The organism is Luteimonas dalianensis (assembly GCF_049339425.1).
GTDB classification, from domain to species: domain Bacteria; phylum Pseudomonadota; class Gammaproteobacteria; order Xanthomonadales; family Xanthomonadaceae; genus Luteimonas; species Luteimonas dalianensis.
This window is the reverse complement of record NZ_JBMPPO010000003.1, coordinates 160,877-177,639: the sequence shown is the minus strand read 5'-3', so window position 1 is coordinate 177,639 and position 16,763 is coordinate 160,877. Positions and strand designations below refer to the sequence as shown.

The 16,763-nt window shown below is 72.7% G+C and carries 15 protein-coding genes; all 15 read right to left on the bottom strand.

Features of this window, described 5'->3' with window-relative positions; translation table 11 throughout:
• Nucleotides 1–34 precede the first annotated feature (34 nt).
• A complete protein-coding gene (locus ACOZ90_RS05305; protein ID WP_422892599.1) occupies nucleotides 35–1,177 on the bottom strand; it encodes an OprO/OprP family phosphate-selective porin in 1,143 nt (380 codons plus the stop codon).
• 121 nt (nucleotides 1,178–1,298) lie between these two features.
• Nucleotides 1,299–2,009 carry a type II secretion system protein N gene (gene gspN / locus ACOZ90_RS05300; protein ID WP_422892598.1) on the bottom strand — a complete coding sequence of 237 codons (711 nt, stop codon included), beginning with the start codon at nucleotides 2,007–2,009 and terminating at the stop codon, nucleotides 1,299–1,301.
• Entirely contained in the window at nucleotides 2,006–2,518 is a 513-nt protein-coding gene (gene gspM / locus ACOZ90_RS05295; RefSeq protein WP_422892597.1) for a type II secretion system protein GspM, read from the bottom strand. Before gspM ends, gspN begins: the two co-directional genes overlap by 4 nt.
• On the bottom strand, nucleotides 2,515–3,648 hold the full coding sequence (gspL, locus tag ACOZ90_RS05290) for a type II secretion system protein GspL (RefSeq protein ID WP_422892596.1): 1,134 nt from the start codon (nucleotides 3,646–3,648) through the stop codon (nucleotides 2,515–2,517). Before gspL ends, gspM begins: the two co-directional genes overlap by 4 nt.
• Nucleotides 3,645–4,631, bottom strand: coding sequence for a type II secretion system minor pseudopilin GspK (gene gspK / locus ACOZ90_RS05285; protein WP_422892595.1), 987 nt, complete (start codon nucleotides 4,629–4,631; stop codon nucleotides 3,645–3,647). Before gspK ends, gspL begins: the two co-directional genes overlap by 4 nt.
• A complete protein-coding gene (gene gspJ, locus ACOZ90_RS05280) occupies nucleotides 4,628–5,215 on the bottom strand; it encodes a type II secretion system minor pseudopilin GspJ (RefSeq protein WP_422892594.1) in 588 nt (195 codons plus the stop codon). Before gspJ ends, gspK begins: the two co-directional genes overlap by 4 nt.
• Nucleotides 5,215–5,595 (bottom strand): type II secretion system minor pseudopilin GspI, encoded by a 381-nt coding sequence (gene gspI / locus ACOZ90_RS05275; protein WP_422892593.1) that lies wholly within the window; start codon nucleotides 5,593–5,595, stop codon nucleotides 5,215–5,217. The genes gspJ and gspI overlap by 1 nt, the downstream gene beginning before the upstream one ends.
• Entirely contained in the window at nucleotides 5,592–6,086 is a 495-nt protein-coding gene (locus ACOZ90_RS05270; protein WP_422892592.1) for a GspH/FimT family pseudopilin, read from the bottom strand. Before ACOZ90_RS05270 ends, gspI begins: the two co-directional genes overlap by 4 nt.
• A 3-nt stretch (nucleotides 6,087–6,089) precedes the next feature.
• Nucleotides 6,090–6,536, bottom strand: coding sequence for a type II secretion system major pseudopilin GspG (gspG, locus tag ACOZ90_RS05265; RefSeq protein ID WP_422892591.1), 447 nt, complete (start codon nucleotides 6,534–6,536; stop codon nucleotides 6,090–6,092).
• A gap of 17 nt (nucleotides 6,537–6,553) precedes the next feature.
• A complete protein-coding gene (gene gspF, locus ACOZ90_RS05260) occupies nucleotides 6,554–7,750 on the bottom strand; it encodes a type II secretion system inner membrane protein GspF (protein ID WP_422892861.1) in 1,197 nt (398 codons plus the stop codon).
• A gap of 2 nt (nucleotides 7,751–7,752) precedes the next feature.
• Nucleotides 7,753–9,237, bottom strand: a complete 1,485-nt coding sequence (gene gspE, locus ACOZ90_RS05255) for a type II secretion system ATPase GspE (protein WP_422892590.1) — start codon at nucleotides 9,235–9,237, stop codon at nucleotides 7,753–7,755.
• On the bottom strand, nucleotides 9,234–11,369 hold the full coding sequence (gspD, locus tag ACOZ90_RS05250; protein WP_422892860.1) for a type II secretion system secretin GspD: 2,136 nt from the start codon (nucleotides 11,367–11,369) through the stop codon (nucleotides 9,234–9,236). The genes gspE and gspD overlap by 4 nt, the downstream gene beginning before the upstream one ends.
• Nucleotides 11,370–11,377: 8 nt before the next feature.
• A complete protein-coding gene (locus ACOZ90_RS05245) occupies nucleotides 11,378–12,145 on the bottom strand; it encodes a PDZ domain-containing protein (protein ID WP_422892589.1) in 768 nt (255 codons plus the stop codon).
• Nucleotides 12,146–12,342: 197 nt separating this feature from the next.
• Nucleotides 12,343–14,976 (bottom strand): TonB-dependent receptor domain-containing protein, encoded by a 2,634-nt coding sequence (locus ACOZ90_RS05240; RefSeq protein WP_422892588.1) that lies wholly within the window; start codon nucleotides 14,974–14,976, stop codon nucleotides 12,343–12,345.
• 92 nt (nucleotides 14,977–15,068) lie between these two features.
• On the bottom strand, nucleotides 15,069–16,532 hold the full coding sequence (locus ACOZ90_RS05235) for a hypothetical protein (RefSeq protein ID WP_422892587.1): 1,464 nt from the start codon (nucleotides 16,530–16,532) through the stop codon (nucleotides 15,069–15,071).
• Between the last annotated feature and the right edge of the window lie 231 nt (nucleotides 16,533–16,763).

The following is a 16,763-nucleotide window of genomic DNA, read 5'->3' as shown; positions in this document are numbered from 1 at the left end:
GACGGTGACACCGGTAAAGGGCCGGATTCCCCGGCTACCAGCTCAGCTGCGCCCGCAGCTGGATGCTGGCCGGATCGACCTGCAGCCACCCCGCCGGGGCGGCCTGGCGCCGGGTGGAGGCGTCGACGTAGTTGAGCGCCAGCTTCAGGTGCTCGCCGTGGTACCAGTTCACCCCGGCCGTCCACACGTCCATGCCGCCGCCGTGGACGCCTGCGCCGGGGTCGTCCAGATCCAGGCGGTCGTAGCGCACGCCCAGCTGCCACAGCCCGGGCCAGCCGCTGCCGGTGTCGGGCGTGCGCGGCAGGCCGTCGCGATAGCCCCAGGTCTGGCCCGCGGGGTTCCACATTGCGGAGACATAGCCGCCGGACGCGTCGAAATCGGAGGCCGCGCCGCGTTCGACGGTGGACTGGAACCACTCCGCCTGCAGCTTGACCGGCCCCTGGAACCACATCGCCTCGGCGCCCACGGTGGTCTGGCGCCGGGCGTCGGCCAATGCACCGGTGTCGAGCAGGCGGATCTCTGCCAGGTCGGCGTTGGGCCGGGCGCGCAGGCGGATGCCGTCGTCCGCGGCGTCCAGGCGGGTCGCCGCCAGGCCCAGGTGGAGCACGTGGCCGTCGTCGTGCAGCGGCGCCCAGGTGCCGCGCGCCGCCACGCCGCGGCCCTCGGCTTCGCCCCGGGTCAGCTCGCGGTCGAACCAGCTGGCCGCCAGGCTCCAGCTGCCGCGCGCCAGGCCCCAGTCCACGCCGAGCCGGCGCGACAGGGCGAAGGTGTTGGTCGCCGCGGCTTTGGCGATGAAGTCGTTGCCGCCGGTGGAGCTGAGCTCCTCCATGCCGACGGGCTGCTTGAACTGGCCGGCACGAAGGTGCTGGCCGGTGTCGGCAAGGCGCAGGCGGGCGTTGACGTCCAGCCACGCCTCCGACTTCGCGTCATAGCCGACGACCCAGTCGAAGCCGCCCGCGTGCTCGCCCTTGAGCACCAGCTCGGCGCGGCGGAAATCGGTGTCGTCGCCGTGGCCGCTCCAGTCGCCGCGGTAGCGGTAGCCGTCGAGCTGCAGCAGGCCTTCGAAGGCCAGGTCGAAGCCGCCCACCGTGCCCAGCTCGATTGCGCGCGCACCCGGCGCCGCGGCCAGGAGCAGGGCCAGCGCCAGCGGCGGACAGGCGGTGCGGACGGTGGACAAGGTCTGGCCTCGGTGGGGGGCGGGGCGTGGATTATGTCATTTCAATGACAGATATCCCCAGCATGCTGCCAGCTCCCGTCCGGTGGCCGGATGAAGGCCGAACGCGCGGACGCCCTTGCCGCTACCGCAGCTGCCCGCGCGCGGTGCGGCTCCAGCCCCCGGGGCCCGGCTGGAATCCCGCCGCCTCCAGCATGAGGCCCGCGGCCGGATCCTCCACCACCGGCACCCGGGCTTCGATGTCCCACTGCCCGTCGGGATGCAGCCGGAGCGAGGCCTGCATGCGGGCAAGCGGGCCTTCGCCAGCCAGCGCGGCCAGTGGCAGCACCGCGGCCCGGCCCTCGCAGGCGGGGCTGCCTTCCAGGGTGAACAGGGGGGAGCCGTCCGCGTGATCGCCCACCAGGGTGACGCGGCCCTCGGCGGCGTGGCAGGCATCGGCCGAGAACAGGATCTGCAGTCCGTGCGCCTGCACCCGCAGCGGGACTCCGGCCAGCAGGGTGGACGGTGGCAGCGCCAGCCGGCCGTCCAGGCGGTCGATGCCGCGGTGGCGGCCCTGCAGCAGCCGTGCGTCCAGATGCGGCGCCGACAGTCGCACGGCGCGGGTGCCCAGCAGCAGCGGCAGCGGCGAGAGCCGCGCGGATATGTCGCCCAGCTCGATGCCGCGCAGGCTGGCGCCCTGCAGGCGTCCGCTCCACACGCTGCCGCTGGCAGACCGTGCGGACAGGCCCGCGCGGCCGGCATCGGCCATGTCCAGCGCCAGGCGCAGCGGCAGGGCGGCGAGCAGCATGACCGGCACCGCCAGCGCGAAGAGCAGCAGCAGGGCCCGGCGGCTCATTGCGCGGGTGCGAAGCGCAGTTGGGCGCGCAGCCGGCCTTCGCGGCGTTCGATGTCGACCGCAACCGGGGCGACGGCGTGCTCCAGGCGCAGGCCGTCCAGCCAGTTGAACAGGGGCAGGGCGTCCACGGCATCCGTGCCCACTTCCAGGCCGCCATCGGGCGTGGCCTCGCGGCGGTCGAAGGTGATCCCCGCCGCGCCGGCGCTGTCGGTGACCAGCGCGTGCAGCGCTTCGGCCGGAAGCGGCGCGCTGGCGGGATCGCTGGCGGCCGCGACCACGGCCAGGCCGCGTTCAACCTCGGCGGCGTCCAGCGCCGCCGCCGCATGGCGGTCGGCGGCGCGCTGGCGCAGCCCCTGCAGCGGTGCCAGCACGGCGTACCAGGCCACGAACGCGGCGATCGCGGCGCACATGACCGCAAGCATCCAGCGCTCGCGCGGCTCGCGGGCGTGCCACCATCCGGCCAGCTGCGCGGTGGCGGCCGGGGCCGCGCCCGTCTTGTCCGTGCTCATGGCGTTTGCTCCACTAGGTCGATTTCACTGCGCAGGCGCCCGTCCGCGCGCTGGGTGCCGGCGGTGGCCACCGCCAGGCCGTGGCCGGCCGCGAAGCCGTCCAGCGTCTCCAGCTGTCCGGCGTTGTCGTGGAGGACGACCGCGCGCAGGGGTGCCCCGGCCTGCCAGGAGATCCGGTCGATGGCCGCGCCCTCCAGCTGCTGCACGCCGCCGGACAGGGCGGCGAACGCGCGCGGGAAGTCCTCGCGGGCGCGCACCGTGGCCAGCGCGGTGCGCACGCTCGCCGCGGGATCCGCATCGGCGGGCGCGCCCGGCAGGGCCCGGGCCACGCGCTGCGCGGCGTCCGATTCCAGGCTGCGCGCGGCGAGCACGTGGGCGATCGCTTCCACCCCCCACGCCAGCGGCACCGATGCAACGAGCAGCGCGGCCAGCACGGCGGCGCGGCGCCAGGCGCGCAGGCCGGTGGGGCGCTCGTCGGTCGGGGCGTACGGGCCTTGGAGCAGATCCACGGGCGCGTCCAGCGCGCCCCGGGCCAGCAGGGCCTGGACGGCGTCCGCTCCGGTGACCGGTTCCACCGCGGTGTCGCCGAGCACGGTGGCGGCCAGATCCGCTTCCACCCGGAACGCGCGCGACGCCGTGCGCACGATCCAGTCGCCGTCCAGGGTCGCGACCTGTGCGCTTTCGGGGTCGTCGGGCGCGGGCAGGGCCAGGTGGTCGGGCACCATTGTGTCCGGGCGCAGGCCCAGCGCGGAGGCCTGGGCCAGCCAGGCCTGCATCGTCGCATCGGCGACCGCCACCAGCGGACGCGGCGTCTCGGGATCGGCGGCCGCGCCCACGGCAACGTGGGCGTCATCGCCGGCCGCCAGTTCGTCGCCGGCCAGCGCGAGCGCGGCGGCCCGGGCCTGGGCCTGGCTCCAGGCGGGCAGCTGCAGCCAGCGCGCCGGCGCCTGCGTGCCGGGCACCACGACCACCACGCGGGGGCGGGGAGCGTCCGCTGGAAGCTGCGGGCCGTCGGCAGCCAGCACGTCGCGCGACAGCACGCTGCCGTCGGAGGCAACGACCAGGCGCACCGCGGGTGCGTCGGCCCGGGCAGGCAGCAGCACCACGTGGACGGGATCGTGCGGTTTCATTGCTCGGGACTCCAGCGTCTTGCCAGCAGGCGGGCGGGGGCGTCGGGCGTCTCGCCCCGGTGTTCGATCAGCGCGCTGAGCACCACCTGGGCCGGGCCGCTGTCGACCTCGGCGTGCAGGCGGAAATAGCGGGTGCGCAGCGCCACCTGATCCAGAACGGTGTTGTCGGGCACCGTGTCGATGCCGGGGCTGGCCCAGAATTCATCGAAGCTGCGCCAGCCGTAAACCGGGCGCGACGCGATCACCCGGCGCGCGCGTTCGACGTCGATCGCGCCGCCGGTCAGCATGACCAGCACCGGCGCGTCCCGATCCTGCAGGGTGTTGAGGTTGACCGGCGAGAGCGCGGTGGTGGGCAGCGCACATACATGCGGGCGCAGCCGGGCATAGACCGCGCTGGTGTAGCCGTGGATGGCGCGCAGTTCGCTGGGCTCGGCGAGCAGGGTGGCGCCGGTGCGGTAGCCGTCGCGGCCGCGCGCGTAGCCGGGATCCTCATGGCCCAGGCCTTCGCGCTGCTGGTCGCTGTCGATCCAGTCGGCCAGCGCGTCCGCAAGCGCGCGCGCCTGGGCGGCCGGGAAACCGAGCGCCTGCAGCAGGGCGTCGTACTGCCCGATCCCGGGTTCATTGCGGGTGAACAGCTCGCCCGCACCCTGCACCACGCTGTTGAGGTTGAAGCAGGCGGTGGCATCGGAGAGGGTGGCGCGGATCACCCCGTCGTCGACCGGGAACAGGAAGCTGCGCCCGTTCCAGTTGCCGGCCAGGGTGGTCACGCCCGGGTCGCGCAGCGCCAGGCGTTCGATCTGGGCCATGGCCAGGGTTTCGGCGCCCAGCGCATGCCACTGGGCCTGGGCCACGGCCTGGGCGTTGCCGGCGCGGCGCAGGGCGAAGCGGATGTCGTCGAGCATCGCCACCACCAGCACCGCCATCACCGCCACCAGCAGCAATACCGTGAGCAGGGCCACCCCGCGCTGGCGGTGCGCGCTCACGGCCACTGCCCCTGCATCAGGAACGCCTGCTCGATCCGTCCCAGCCCCTCCAGCTCCAGGCTCAGGCGCAGCGCCTCGGGCACCCGGTCGATGCCGCCGGGCCAGCCGTCCATCCATTGGCCCTGGAAGCGGTACAGCACCCGTGCCTCGCGCACGCCTTCGATCACCACCTGCGGCGGCTCCAAGCGGGCGCCGTCGAGCATGGGCCGGGCGCTGCGCTCCAGGCGGCCATCCCGCAGCCGGTATTCCACGTACTGCAGCGACGCGCGCGGCGCGCCCTGCGGGTTGTCCCAGCCGCGCCGGGTGAGCGCGAACAGCATCCCGGCGACCGGCTCGGCGTTGCCGGTGAAGGCCTGCACCGCGCCAATGCCGGCCGCATTGCGGGTGCGCCGCGGGGCCGCCTGCGAGAGGTCGGCCTGGAGCATGGCGCGCGCGCGCTGCAGCTCGCCCACGCGCGCCATCCGCGCCTGGGTGGCGCCCTGGCTGGTGCTGGCCCAGGCCATCACCGTGACGCCGCCGGCGGCGAGCAGGGCGAACACCGCCAGCGCGACCAGCATCTCGACCAGGGTGAATCCGCGCGCCATCAGCGTGCATTCCGGAACAGCACCGTTTCGGCGGCGATGCGGTCGCTGTCGGCGGCATAGACCGTGATGTCCACGCGCAGCACGTCCGCGTCATCGGTGGCCGACAGCGATCGCGTCCAGCGCCAGCCGCGATCGCCCAGCTGCTCATCGCCTTCGCCACGGGCGGCCAGCGTGTCCAGCGGCTCCACCGCCGCCTCCACCGCGCGGTTGCCGGCGACGATGCCGGCCAGCACCCGCTCCTCCACGATTACCGCCGTGCGCGTGCTTTCGCCGGCCAGGTTGAGCAGGGCCAGCACCACCAGCGAAAACACCGCCAGCGCCACCAGCAGCTCCAGCAGCGTGAACCCGGCCGGCCGGCGGCGGCAGTCACGGCTCCTCACGGCGCCTGCGCCACCCGCACGCCGCCGTCCGCGTCCACGCGCACCTGCAGCGCGCCGCTGCCGTCACCGAGCACCAGCGCCACCGGCTCGGCGGTGCCGATCGGATCGAATGCAAACCACACCGGCTGGTCGTCGCCGTCCAGCACCGGGGTGATCCCGGGCGCCCACGCCGCCGGCTCGAACGGCGGGCCCGACAGCGGCTGCCAGCCGCCGCTGCGCGCCACCAGGAACCGGTAACCGCCCCCGTCGGCCTGCACCCGCAGCGCGCGGGTGGACAGGATCGCCTCCTGCTGCGCCTGCGCCAGCCGGGTTGCCAGCGTTTCCGCATCGCGGCGCAGCGCCGCGTCCGGGGCGGGCGCGGTCAGCAGCACCACCGCGCCGAGCAGGCCCACCACCGCAAGCACCACCATCAGCTCCACGAGGGTGAAGCCGGCCAGGTGCCGGGGCAGCCGGGGTGCGCAGGCGGGCCCTGCCGGACAGCGCGCGGGCATGGCTCAGTTCCAGTTGCCGATATCGGCCGCGTCGCCCTCGCCACCCTCGGTGCCGTCGCTGCCGTAGGAGAACACGTCGAAGGCGCCGCCGCGGCTGCCCGGATGGCGGTACTGGTAGGCGTTGCCCCACGGATCCTCGGGCAGGCGCCGGATGTAGCCGCCCTGGCGGTAGCGCTCGGGCCGGGCCAGGCCGGCCGGCGGGCGCAGCAGCGCCTGCAGTCCGTCCTGCTGGGGCGGGTAGGCCAGGTTTTCCAGGCGGTAGGTTTCGATCGCCTGTTCCAGCACCGAGATGTCGGCGCGGGCCTTTTCCGCCATGGCCCGATCCTGGCTGGGCATGACGTTGATCATCACCACCGTGGCCAGCAGGCCGATGATCACCACCACCACCATGACCTCCACCAGGGTGAAGCCGGCGGCGCGGGATCGGGAGGGGTACGGGGAATTGCGCATGTGGATACTCCGGAGGATCAGCCCAGCACGAGGCTGTTGAACTGCAGGATCGGCAGCAGGATCGAGAGCACGATCAGCGCCACCAGCACCCCCATCACCACGATGATGGCCGGCTCCAGCAGGCTCATCGCGGCCGAGGTGAAGGTGGTGAACTCGCGCTCCAGGTAGTCGGCGGCGCGCTCGAGCATCGGCGCCAGGCGCCCGCTCTCCTCGCCGCTGGAGGCCATGTAGAGCAGGGTCGGCGGGAACACCCCGGCCCGGCGCATGGCCGAGGACAGGCTGGCGCCTTCGCGGATGGCGTCGGCCATGCCGTCGGTGGCCCCGCGCAGCACCCGGTTGCCGACCGTGCGCGCGGTGATGCGCAGGCCTTCGAGCACCGGCAGGCCGCTGGCGAGCATGATCGCCAGGGTGCGGGCCAGGCGCGCGGCGTGCAGGTCGCGCAGCAGCCGGCCCAGGAACGGCGCGCGCAGCAGCATGGCGTCGAAGCGCAGCCGCGGCCCCGGCCGGCGCAGCAGCGCGGCCAGGCCGATGCCGGCGGCCACCAGCAGCGCCAGCAACAGCAGGCCCCAGCCGGTCATCGCTTCGGACACCCCGATCACCGCGCGGGTGAGCCAGGGCAGGGTGCGGCCCATCGAGTCGAACTGCTCCACCACCCGCGGCACCACGAAGGTCATCAGCGCCGCGATCACCACCAGCGCGGTGGCGGCCAGGGCGGCCGGATACACCAGCGCCGCCACCAGCTTGCTGCGCACCTGCTGCTGGCGTTCGAGCAGGTCGGCCAGGCGTTCCAGGATCTCCGGCAGCGCGCCGGTGCCTTCGCCGGCGGCGACCATCGCCCGGTACAGCGGCGGGAACGCCTTGCCCTGGCGGGCCATCGCGTCGGACAGGCGGAAGCCTTCCACCACCGCGGCGTGGGTGGAGAGCAGAACCCGCCGGGTGCCGGGCCGCTCGGCCTGGGTGCCGATGGTGCGCAGGGCCTCCTCTATCGGTGCCACCGCCGCCAGGGTGGCGAGCTGGCGGGTGGCCAGGGCCAGGTCGCGGGTGCCGAAGCGTCCGCGCCGGGCCTCGCCCTGCGCGGCGGCCGGGGCCAGGCGCACCGGCACCAGGCGGCGCCCGGACAGCCGCTCGCGGGCCTCGCGCTCGCTGCCGGCGGCCAGTGTGCCGCTGCGGCTGCGGCCGCCGGCATCCAGCGCTTCGTATTCGAACACCGCCACGCTCACGCGCCTCCTTCGCCGCGCTCGTCCTGGCGAACCACGCGCAGGGCTTCCTCGGGCGTGGTGGTGCCGGCGGCGACGCAGGCGCGGGCCGAGTCGGCCAGCCAGTCGCCGGAGACCGCGGCTTCGCGGGCCAGCGCGTCCTCGTCGGCGCCGGCGCCGATCAGCGCGCGCAGGCGCTCGTCGATGGTGACCGCCTCGTACACGCCGATGCGCCCGGCAAAGCCGGTGTGCTGGCACTGCGGGCAGCCGGCCGCCGCATACAGCGGGCCGGCGTAGTCCGGGCCCATCAGCCGCGCGCTCAGCGCGTCGGCTTCGCGCGGCCGGCGGCAGTGCGGGCACAGCCGCCGGATCAGCCGCTGCGCCAGCACCAGGCGCACGGTGCTGGCGAGCAGGAACGATTCGGTACCCATGTCGCGCAGGCGGGTGATCGCGCCCAGGGCGTCGTTGGTGTGCACGGTGGAGAGCACCAGGTGGCCGGTGAGGCTGGCCTGGACCGCGATCTGCGCGGTCTCCGGATCGCGGATTTCGCCCACCATCACCACGTCCGGATCCTGGCGCAGGATCGCGCGCAGCCCGGCGGCGAACGTCATGCCCACCTTGCCGTTGACCTGGGTCTGGCCGACGCCGTCCACCGCGTATTCGACCGGATCCTCCACGGTGAGGATGTTGCGGCTGCCGTCGTTGAGCCGGGTCAGCCCGGCGTACAGGGTGGTGGTCTTGCCCGAGCCGGTGGGGCCGGTGACCAGGACGATGCCGTTGGGCTGGGCCAGGGCGGCGTTGAACGCGGCCAGCACCTGCGGCGGCATGCCCAGCTCGTCCAGCCCGCGCGCGCCCTGGTCCTTGTCCAGGATGCGCATCACCACCCGCTCGCCGTTGCGGGCGGGCAGGGTGGACACGCGCACGTCCAGCGCCTTGGCGCCCATCGCCAGGGAAATACGCCCGTCCTGCGGCACCCGGCGTTCGGCGATGTCCAGCCGCGCCATCACCTTCACCCGCGATACCAGCATCGGCGCCAGCCGCGGCGGCAGGCTCAGCGCCTCGCGCATCACCCCGTCCACGCGGAAGCGCACCCGCAGGGCGCTCTCGAACGGCTCGATGTGCACGTCCGAGGCGCCGCTGCGGGCGGCCTCGGCGATCAGGCCGTTGATCAGGCGGATCACCGGCGCGTCGTCCTGGGCGTCGAGCAGATCCTCGGCGGCGGGCAGATCGTCGGCCAGCGCGTCCAGGCCACCGGCTTCCTCCAGCCCGTCCGCGCCGGCCAGGCCGTTGCCGGCATAGGCTTCCGACAGCCGCCGGTCGAACTCGGCCCGCGGCAGCACCTGCACGTCCAGCGCCCGGCCAAGCGCGCGCCGGGCCTCGACCAGGCCGTCGGGCGGGCTGCCTTCGCGCAGCCCCAGGCGCGCGCGCTCGCCCAGCGCCAGCAGCACCAGGCCGTGGCGGCGGGCGAAGCTGTAGGCCAGCGCGGGCGCGTCGGCTTCGCTCACGGCATCGGCTCGTCCGCCGCAGGCGGAGCTTCGGCGGCGGGCGCCGGCAGCTGCGCCGGCGGCGCCACCGGCGGGGTGGTGCCGAAGTAGTCCTGGATCAGCGCATCCAGCAGCGCCCGGCCGTCGGCGGCGGTGCCGCCGCCGACCAGCTGGCGGTTGCGCATGTAGTCGTAGCGCGGGGCGGTGATCGCCTGGGCCTGGGCCGAGTCGCGCACGATCGTGGGCCGGATGAACACCATCAGGTTGGTCTGGTTGCGCTCGCGCGCGGTGCTGCGGAACAGCGCCCCCAGGCCCGGGATGTCGCCCAGCACCGGCACCTTGTTCACGGTGTTGCGGTCGGCCTGGTCGAGCAGGCCGCCCAGCACCACGATCGAGCCGTCGTCGGCCAGCACCCGGGTGTCGATCTGGCGCTTGCTCAGGATCAGTTCGTTGAAGTCCTCGCTGACCGGCCCGGCGATCGAGGACACCTCCTGGCGCAGGGCCAGGGTGATGCCGCCGCCGGCGTTGATCTGCGGGCGCACCTGCAGCTGCACGCCCACGTCCTGGCGATTGATGGTGCGGAAGGGGTTGCTGTTGGAGTCGCCCAGCACCTCGCCGGTGGTGATCGGCACTTCCTGGCCGACCAGGATCCGCGCCTCCTCGTTGTCCAGGGTCAGGATCGAAGGCGTGGACAGCAGGTTGGAGGCGGTGTCGCTCTTGACCGCGTCGATGATCAGGCCGAACACCGCGCTGCCGGTCTCGCCGGCCAGGCCCATCAGGCCGCCGTTGTAGCCCAGCAGCGAGCGCAGCGCGTTGTCGACCGCGGGCGAGGTGGTGTCGCCATCACGAAGCGCCGCCGCGCCCGCTGCCAGCGCGCCCATGCCGGGCGCGCTGCCGGGGAAGTTGGTGTAGCCCAGCGGGATGTTGCCGTCGCGTCCGGCCACCATCAGCTGGGCGCCGAGCTTGCGCGCGGCCGCGTCGGAGATTTCCACCACCAGCGCTTCCACCAGCACCTGCTCGCGGCGCACGTCGAGCTGGGTGATCACGTCGACCAGCATCCGCTGGGTCTCCGGGTCGGCGTTGATGATGATGGCGTTGGCGCCGGGGTAACGGGCGATGGTGGCGCGACGGCCGGGGGCCACCGTCACCGAGGCGGCCAGCGGGGCGCCGGGGCCCTGGCTGTCGCGCCCCAGCGCCATCGCGCTGTCCATCATCCCGCCGGCAGTCATGCCGTCGCCGGAGGGCATGGACAGCTGGCGCGAAGCCGTGCCCCCGTTGAGCCCCCACTGGCCGGCCGCGTCCACCGCGTCCCCGGGCGTGCCGAGCACCTGCTGCAGCACCGGTAGAAGCTCCTCCGCATTGGCGTGCTGCAGGCGGATCACCCGCACGTCGCCGCTGCTTTCCGCGCGCAGATCCAGGTCTTCCACCACCCGGCGCACCGTGTCCACCAGGCCGGCATCGCCGCGCAGCATCACCGCGTTGCTGCTCTCCACCGGGAGCACGGTCAGCACCGCGCCGCGGCCCTGGCCGCCGTACAGGCCGTTGACCACGGCCGCGATCTCGCGCGCCGAGCTGTTGCGCAGGCTCACCGCCTCCACCCGCGAGCGGTCCTGGTCGATCTGCCGGATCAGGCCGCGCAGGCGGCGCAGGTTGTCCACGTAGTCGGCCACCAGCAGGCTGTTGCCCTGCGGCGTGGCCAGGGCCACGCCGCCGCGGCCCAGCAGCGGCCTGACCGTGTCCACCGCCGAGGCGGCGTCGACGTGGCGCAGGGGGAACACCTCGGTGGAGAAGCTCGAGCCGCCGGCGGTCGCCGCGCCCGGCTGCTGGGCGGCGGTGTCGTCGGGCACCACCCGGTACACGCCGTCGCCGGCGGGCACCGCGATCAGGCCGTTGGCGCGCAGGGTCGCTACCAGTATCCCGAGCAGCTCGGGTTCGCTCAGCGGCTCCTCGTTGGACAGGGTGATGGTGCCCTGCACCCGCGGGTCGACCAGGAAGGTGGTGCCGGTGGCGCGGGCCACGTCCTGGATGAAGGCCCGGATGTCGGCGTTCTGCACGCTCAGGGCGGGGGCCTGCTCCGGCGCTGCCTGGGCCCGGGCGGGCGCGGCTGCGGCTGCGGACAGCGCGAAGGCGGCTGCGAGCAGCCAGGGGAACATTCGAAGGTTCAAGGCGATTTCGTCCGCAAAGTCAGGGTCTGCGGCTGGCCGTTGCGCTGCACGGTCAGCCGCACTTCGTCGCGTCCGGCCAGCTCGGATTCGAGCTCGGCCAGGCGTTCGGGGTTGAGCTGGTTGCCGTTGACCGCCACCAGCACGTCGCCGGCCTGCAGTCCGGCCTGGCGCAGCACGTCGCCGCCGCCGCGCGGAATCAGGGTGTAGCCGGTCACCCGGCCGCCTTCGGTGCGGGCGCGCAGCCCGGCCTGGGCAAGCAGCGCCGCCGGGTCGACTTCCGCGGCCGGCGCAGCGGGTGCAGGGGCGGCCGAGGGCAGGCCGGCTGCCGGCGCGGGGCGGGAGGGGAGGGTCGAGGGCGCGGATTCAAGTTCCAGCCGCTGGTTGCCGCTGCCGGTGCGAAGCAGGGCGTGGCCTGCACCCACGTCGGCCAGGATCACGCCCGGGGCGACTGCATCGCCCACCTGGAAGGCCGCCTGTGGCCCTCCGTCGGAGGTCGAGAGGATGGCCGAACCCGAGGTGCCGGCAACGCGCACCGCGTGCAGGCGGTAGCCGCTGGCATTGGCAGCCACCGGCCCGCCGCGGGCACCGGGATGGAAGGGGTCGACGGACAGCGCCAGGGCAGGGGCCGGGCCGTGGGCACGGCCCGCATCGGCAGGGGGCCAGTCACCCGCCGGGCCGGGCGGGGACACCAGCAGCCAGGCCATGCGCGCGGCCTGGGCGGCGAGCAGCAGGATCAGCACCACTTCCACACCGGTGCGCAACAAGGTGCTGTGATCGGCGTGGGTCAAAGACTGCAATGGCGCGGGGAATCGGGGCACGGGCGTCCGCGATGGCGCGGCCAGGTTTCAGGAGTCCGCACAGGATGCGACTGATTAATGACAGTTCGGCGTCAGCTGCCATCTATGCGTCCCGGCGCCTCCCGCCCGGCCGTGGCGGCGGGGCGGGAGGGCGGGAACAGCGGTCAGAACGAGGCCGACAGGCTCAGCGTGTAGGACACGCCCGGCTCGTACCGGTACACGTCGATCTTGTTGCCGCCGGCCTGCTGGTATTCGCGGAAGTCCGTTTCCAGCAGGTTGCGGGCGCTGAAGCCCAGGGTCATCCCGGTGCGGCCGAGGTTGATGTCCTGGCGAAGCACGAAGTCCAGCGAGGTGCCCGGATTTTCCATGTAGTCGGGCTGGCCGGGGCGGCCGCGGGCGCTGACCCGCTCGCCGACGTAGTTGGCGATCAGGGTGGCCTGGGTGCCCGAGGTCTCGCTCTCGATGCCCAGCTGCAGGTTGCCGATGTGGTTGGACTGGCCCTGCAGTTCGCTGCCGTCGCGCACGAACAGGGTGGCGTCCTGCGGCGTGGTAAATCCGTACGGATGCACCATGTCGCCGTCCTTCACCTCGACCTCGGAATCCGACCAGGTGTAGTTGGCCGCCAGGTACAGGCGCTTGTCGCCCCACCAGTTGGCCTGGATCGGCAGGTCGAGGTACTTCTTCACCTCCGCCTCGAAGCCGAACAGCGTGGCCGAAGGCGCGTTGAGGAAGCTCTGCAGGATGCCGCCGCCAGGGGCGTCGTTGACGTTGCTTTCGATCGGCTTGTCGATGTCCTTGTAGAACGCGCCGACGGTGAAGTACTCGCCCGAGCCGAAGAACCACTCGTAGCGGGCGTCCAGGTTCACCAGCTCGCTGTCGACCAGGTACGGGTTGCCGTAGAAGACGCGGTCGTTGTCCGGATCCAGGTACTGCAGCGGCGACAGCTCGCGGAACTGCGGGCGGGCGATGGTCTTGGACGCGCCGAAGCGGATCTGCTGGTTGTCCGAGAAGTTCCAGGTCACCGTCGCCGCCGGCAGCACGTAGCTGTTGTCCAGCGGCTCCACGCCGCCCTGCCGCTCACCGGTGAAGATGTTGTAGGTGTGCACCGCCTGCGTCGCGTCCTCGTAGCGCACGCCCACGGTGGCGCGCACGAACGGGTTGATCTCGGCCTCCACCTGCAGGTAGCCCGCCTTGGTCTTGAGGGTGGCGTCGTAGGCGGCATCGCCGGAGTTGCCGGTGACCTCGCGCAGGCGCAGCAGGTCGTGGCTCAGGTTGTAGTCGGAGAACAGGTAGTCCGGCCGCTGGAAGCGGTTGTAATGCGGCAGCGGGCCGTCCAGGGCCAGGAAACGGAACTCGCGGTTCTCGGCGTTGCGGTCGTTGTCGGAATAGGCGACGCCGCCGGCCAGGGTGATGTCGCGTTCCACCGGCAGGCGCCAGGTGACGTCGATGCCGCCGCTGGCCACCTCGTCCTCCACGTCGCTGAAGCGCAGGTAGTTCTGCACCCGCGACCCGTCGTGCGACCAGTAGCCGCCCACGTTCTCGTAGCGGATGCTGGTCTCGTAGGGCGCGTCGCGGGTGGCGCGGGCCACGGCGCCGCGCCACTCGATCTTCAGGTCGTCGTATTCGCCGAAGCTGTGGCTGCCGGTGATCTGGTTGTTGATCAGCTCGCGCTCGAACCACTCGGTGTAGTCGTCGCGCACGTCGAAGCCGGCCAGGTTGTCGGCGCCCGAGCGGCTGCGGGTCTCCTTGAGCGTGTCGTGCACGTACAGCGAGGTCAGCGCCACCCGGTGCCGGGGGCTTTCCCAGCCGGCGCCGAGCATGACGTTGACCTTGGCGTTGTTGGTGGTGGACAGGAAGTCGTAGCTGGAGTTGTACTGGACCGCGTCGCCAACGAACACCGGGTCCTGCTGCACGCCGAAGCGCGTGCGCCACTCGTTGTCGAACCCGCCCACGGCGACAAAGCCCAGGCGCGCGTCGTTGCCCATGTCCATCGACCAGCCGGCGCTGCCGCCGAAGCTCAGATCCGGGTCGATGCTGTCCTTTTCCTGCAGCACGCGGATGTTGGCGTTCTGCAGGCTGCGGCCGATGCGGCGGATGTCCTCGCGGCTGAAGTTGCCCAGGTCGACGCGCTGGCCGGTGGCCATGGCTTCGCGCAGCGCGCTCGGCACCTTGCGGGTGCCGTCGTCGTAGCCCCAGTAATCATCGTCGGAGCCGAAATAGGTCAGCCCCTTCTCGAAGGTGGTGACGGAGTTGCCGCCGGTTCCGATCGACAGGTTCAGGAACGGCTCGTCGGGCACCGCCAGCGACTGCAGGTCGATCACGCCGCCGCCGAACTCGCCGGGGTAGCGCGCCGAATAGGTCTTCTGCACGGTGACGCTCTCGAGCACTTCGCTCGGGAACAGGTCCAGCGGCACCACCCGCTGCAGCGGCTCGGGGCTGGGCAGCGGCGAGCCGTTGAACAGCGCCGAGGAATAGCGCTCGCCCAGGCCGCGTACGTAGACGAACTTGCCGCGCACCAGGCTCAGGCCGGTGACGCGGGTCAGCGCCGCGGCGGCGTCGCTGTCGCCGGTGCGCTGGAAGTCCTCGCGGGTGACGAACGAGGCCACCTCGGAGGTCTGGAGCATCGGCTCGGGAATGTACTCACCACGCACCTGGATGGTGTCGAGGGTGGCGGCCTGGTCGGTGCTGTCCGGCTCGGGCGCCTGCTGTGCCAGCGCCGCCGACGGCGCAAGCAGGGCGGCGATCGCCAGCGACAGGTGGCGCCGGGCCGGTCGGTTTTGTTTCAGGATGGATTTCATGGCAGTGGCCTTGGCTGCGGACGGCGAGGTCCCGGTTGTCATTGCAACGGGGCGGCGTTGCCGCCGCCCCGTGCTCCTTCGGTGGGTTCCGCTCAGCAGCCCGGGGAGTCGTCGGTCAGGCCGCAGGTCCAGCCCTGCCACCAGGTGTCGCTGGCGTCGCGCACGCCGCCGATGTAGTCCACGGTCTCGAAGTACGGGAAGTCCGCGCTCAGGTCCTGGTAGGCCGGCACCGCGCTTTCCTCCGGGCCGTTGATGAAGCCGTTGACCAGGCTGGAGGAGCCGACCACGTTGTTGGTGCCGGCCTCGAAGTCGGCGCGGGCACGGTCATCCTCGAACGCCACCGGGCACGAGAAGTGCACCGAGTGGAAGGTGCCCTTGGTGTTGGCGTCGCGGATCTCCAGGCAGCGCGTGCCGGAGCCGTCGCCGCCGCCCGGGCGGGTCACCACGGTGTTGTAGAACGAGGCCTGGGTGCCCTGGTTGAGGTGGATCGCGGAGCCGCCGCCGGGACGGCCGATGTAGGTGATGTTGGCCACGCGCGGCTGCGAGTACGGGGTGCGGTTGATGCTGCTCCACTCGTTCATGCGGTCGCCGCCGCCGGCGCGCTGGATCACGATGCCGAACTGGATGCCGCCGTCCCAGCCGGTGTCGGTGTCGATCGAGTCGTCGTCGGCGCCGGTCACCACCAGGTAGCGGGCGTTCAGGGTGCCGCCGAAGATCTCGATGCCGTCATCGGAGCTGTTGTGGATGTGGAAGTACTCCAGGGTGGTGCCACGGCCGGCGCCGGCCGCGGTGATGCCCTGCAGCTCGTTGTTCGGCGAGATCTCGAAGCCCGAGTACTTGACCTGCACGTAGCGGATGGTGCCGCTGCTGTCTTCGGGGTCGTTGCCGCCGTAGAAGGCGCTGGTGCCCTCGACCTGGCTCTGGCACTGCGGGGTGCCGGATTCGGTTTCGCCCGGGCAGGCATTGATCGGCGCGCGGCCGGCCAGGATCAGGCCGCCCCACAGGCCGATGGTGTCGGCGTTGGTGTCGCCTTCCACGTCGGCGCGGGCGGTGAAGATGATCGGCTCTTCCACGGTGCCTTCGGCGAAGATTTCCGAGCCGCGGTTGACGATCAGGTAGTCGTTGCCGGACGAGGCATACAGGGTGACGCCGGGCTCGATGGTGAGCGTGCCGCGCGGGGCAGCGGTCGGGCTGTCGGCGTCGCCGCCCTGGTCCTGGCCGACGTTGACCGCGCCGGAAATGGCGTACACCGTGCCGTCGCGCTTGGGCACCAGCAGGCTGCCGGTGATCAGCTGCGGCAGGCGGCAGGCGCGCAGGGTGTCATTGGCGACGGTGCCCGCGTTGGCGAAGCCGGTCGGGCAGTCGGCGGCTGGGCCACCGGTCGGCGGCGGCTCGCTCGGCGGCGGCGGGGCCGGCGGCGGCGGGGCGGTCGGCGGCGGCGGCGGGAAGGCGCCTTCGCCAGGGGAGGCGACGCGGTCGGCGCCGTTGCCGCAGGCGCTCAGCGCGAGCGCCGCGCCAAAGGTCATCATCAGGGTCCGGTAGTTGTTCGCAGCCATCGTGAAACTCTCCGATTCGGTTCGGTGGGGCAGTGAAGTGAGAAGGGGGTGCTGACAGAGGAAGAAGACTGGTGACCAGCTTCCGGGTATCCGCCTCCCCGGCGGGCAGTGGACAGGGGGTTTTGTAGAGGTGTTCGATGACAGTTTCGGGACGATGGGATGACCGTGTACGGGGTGGATGGCGTGTCCGTCCCGGATGTGACGGCGACCCCGCTGGGGGAGTGCGCCGCG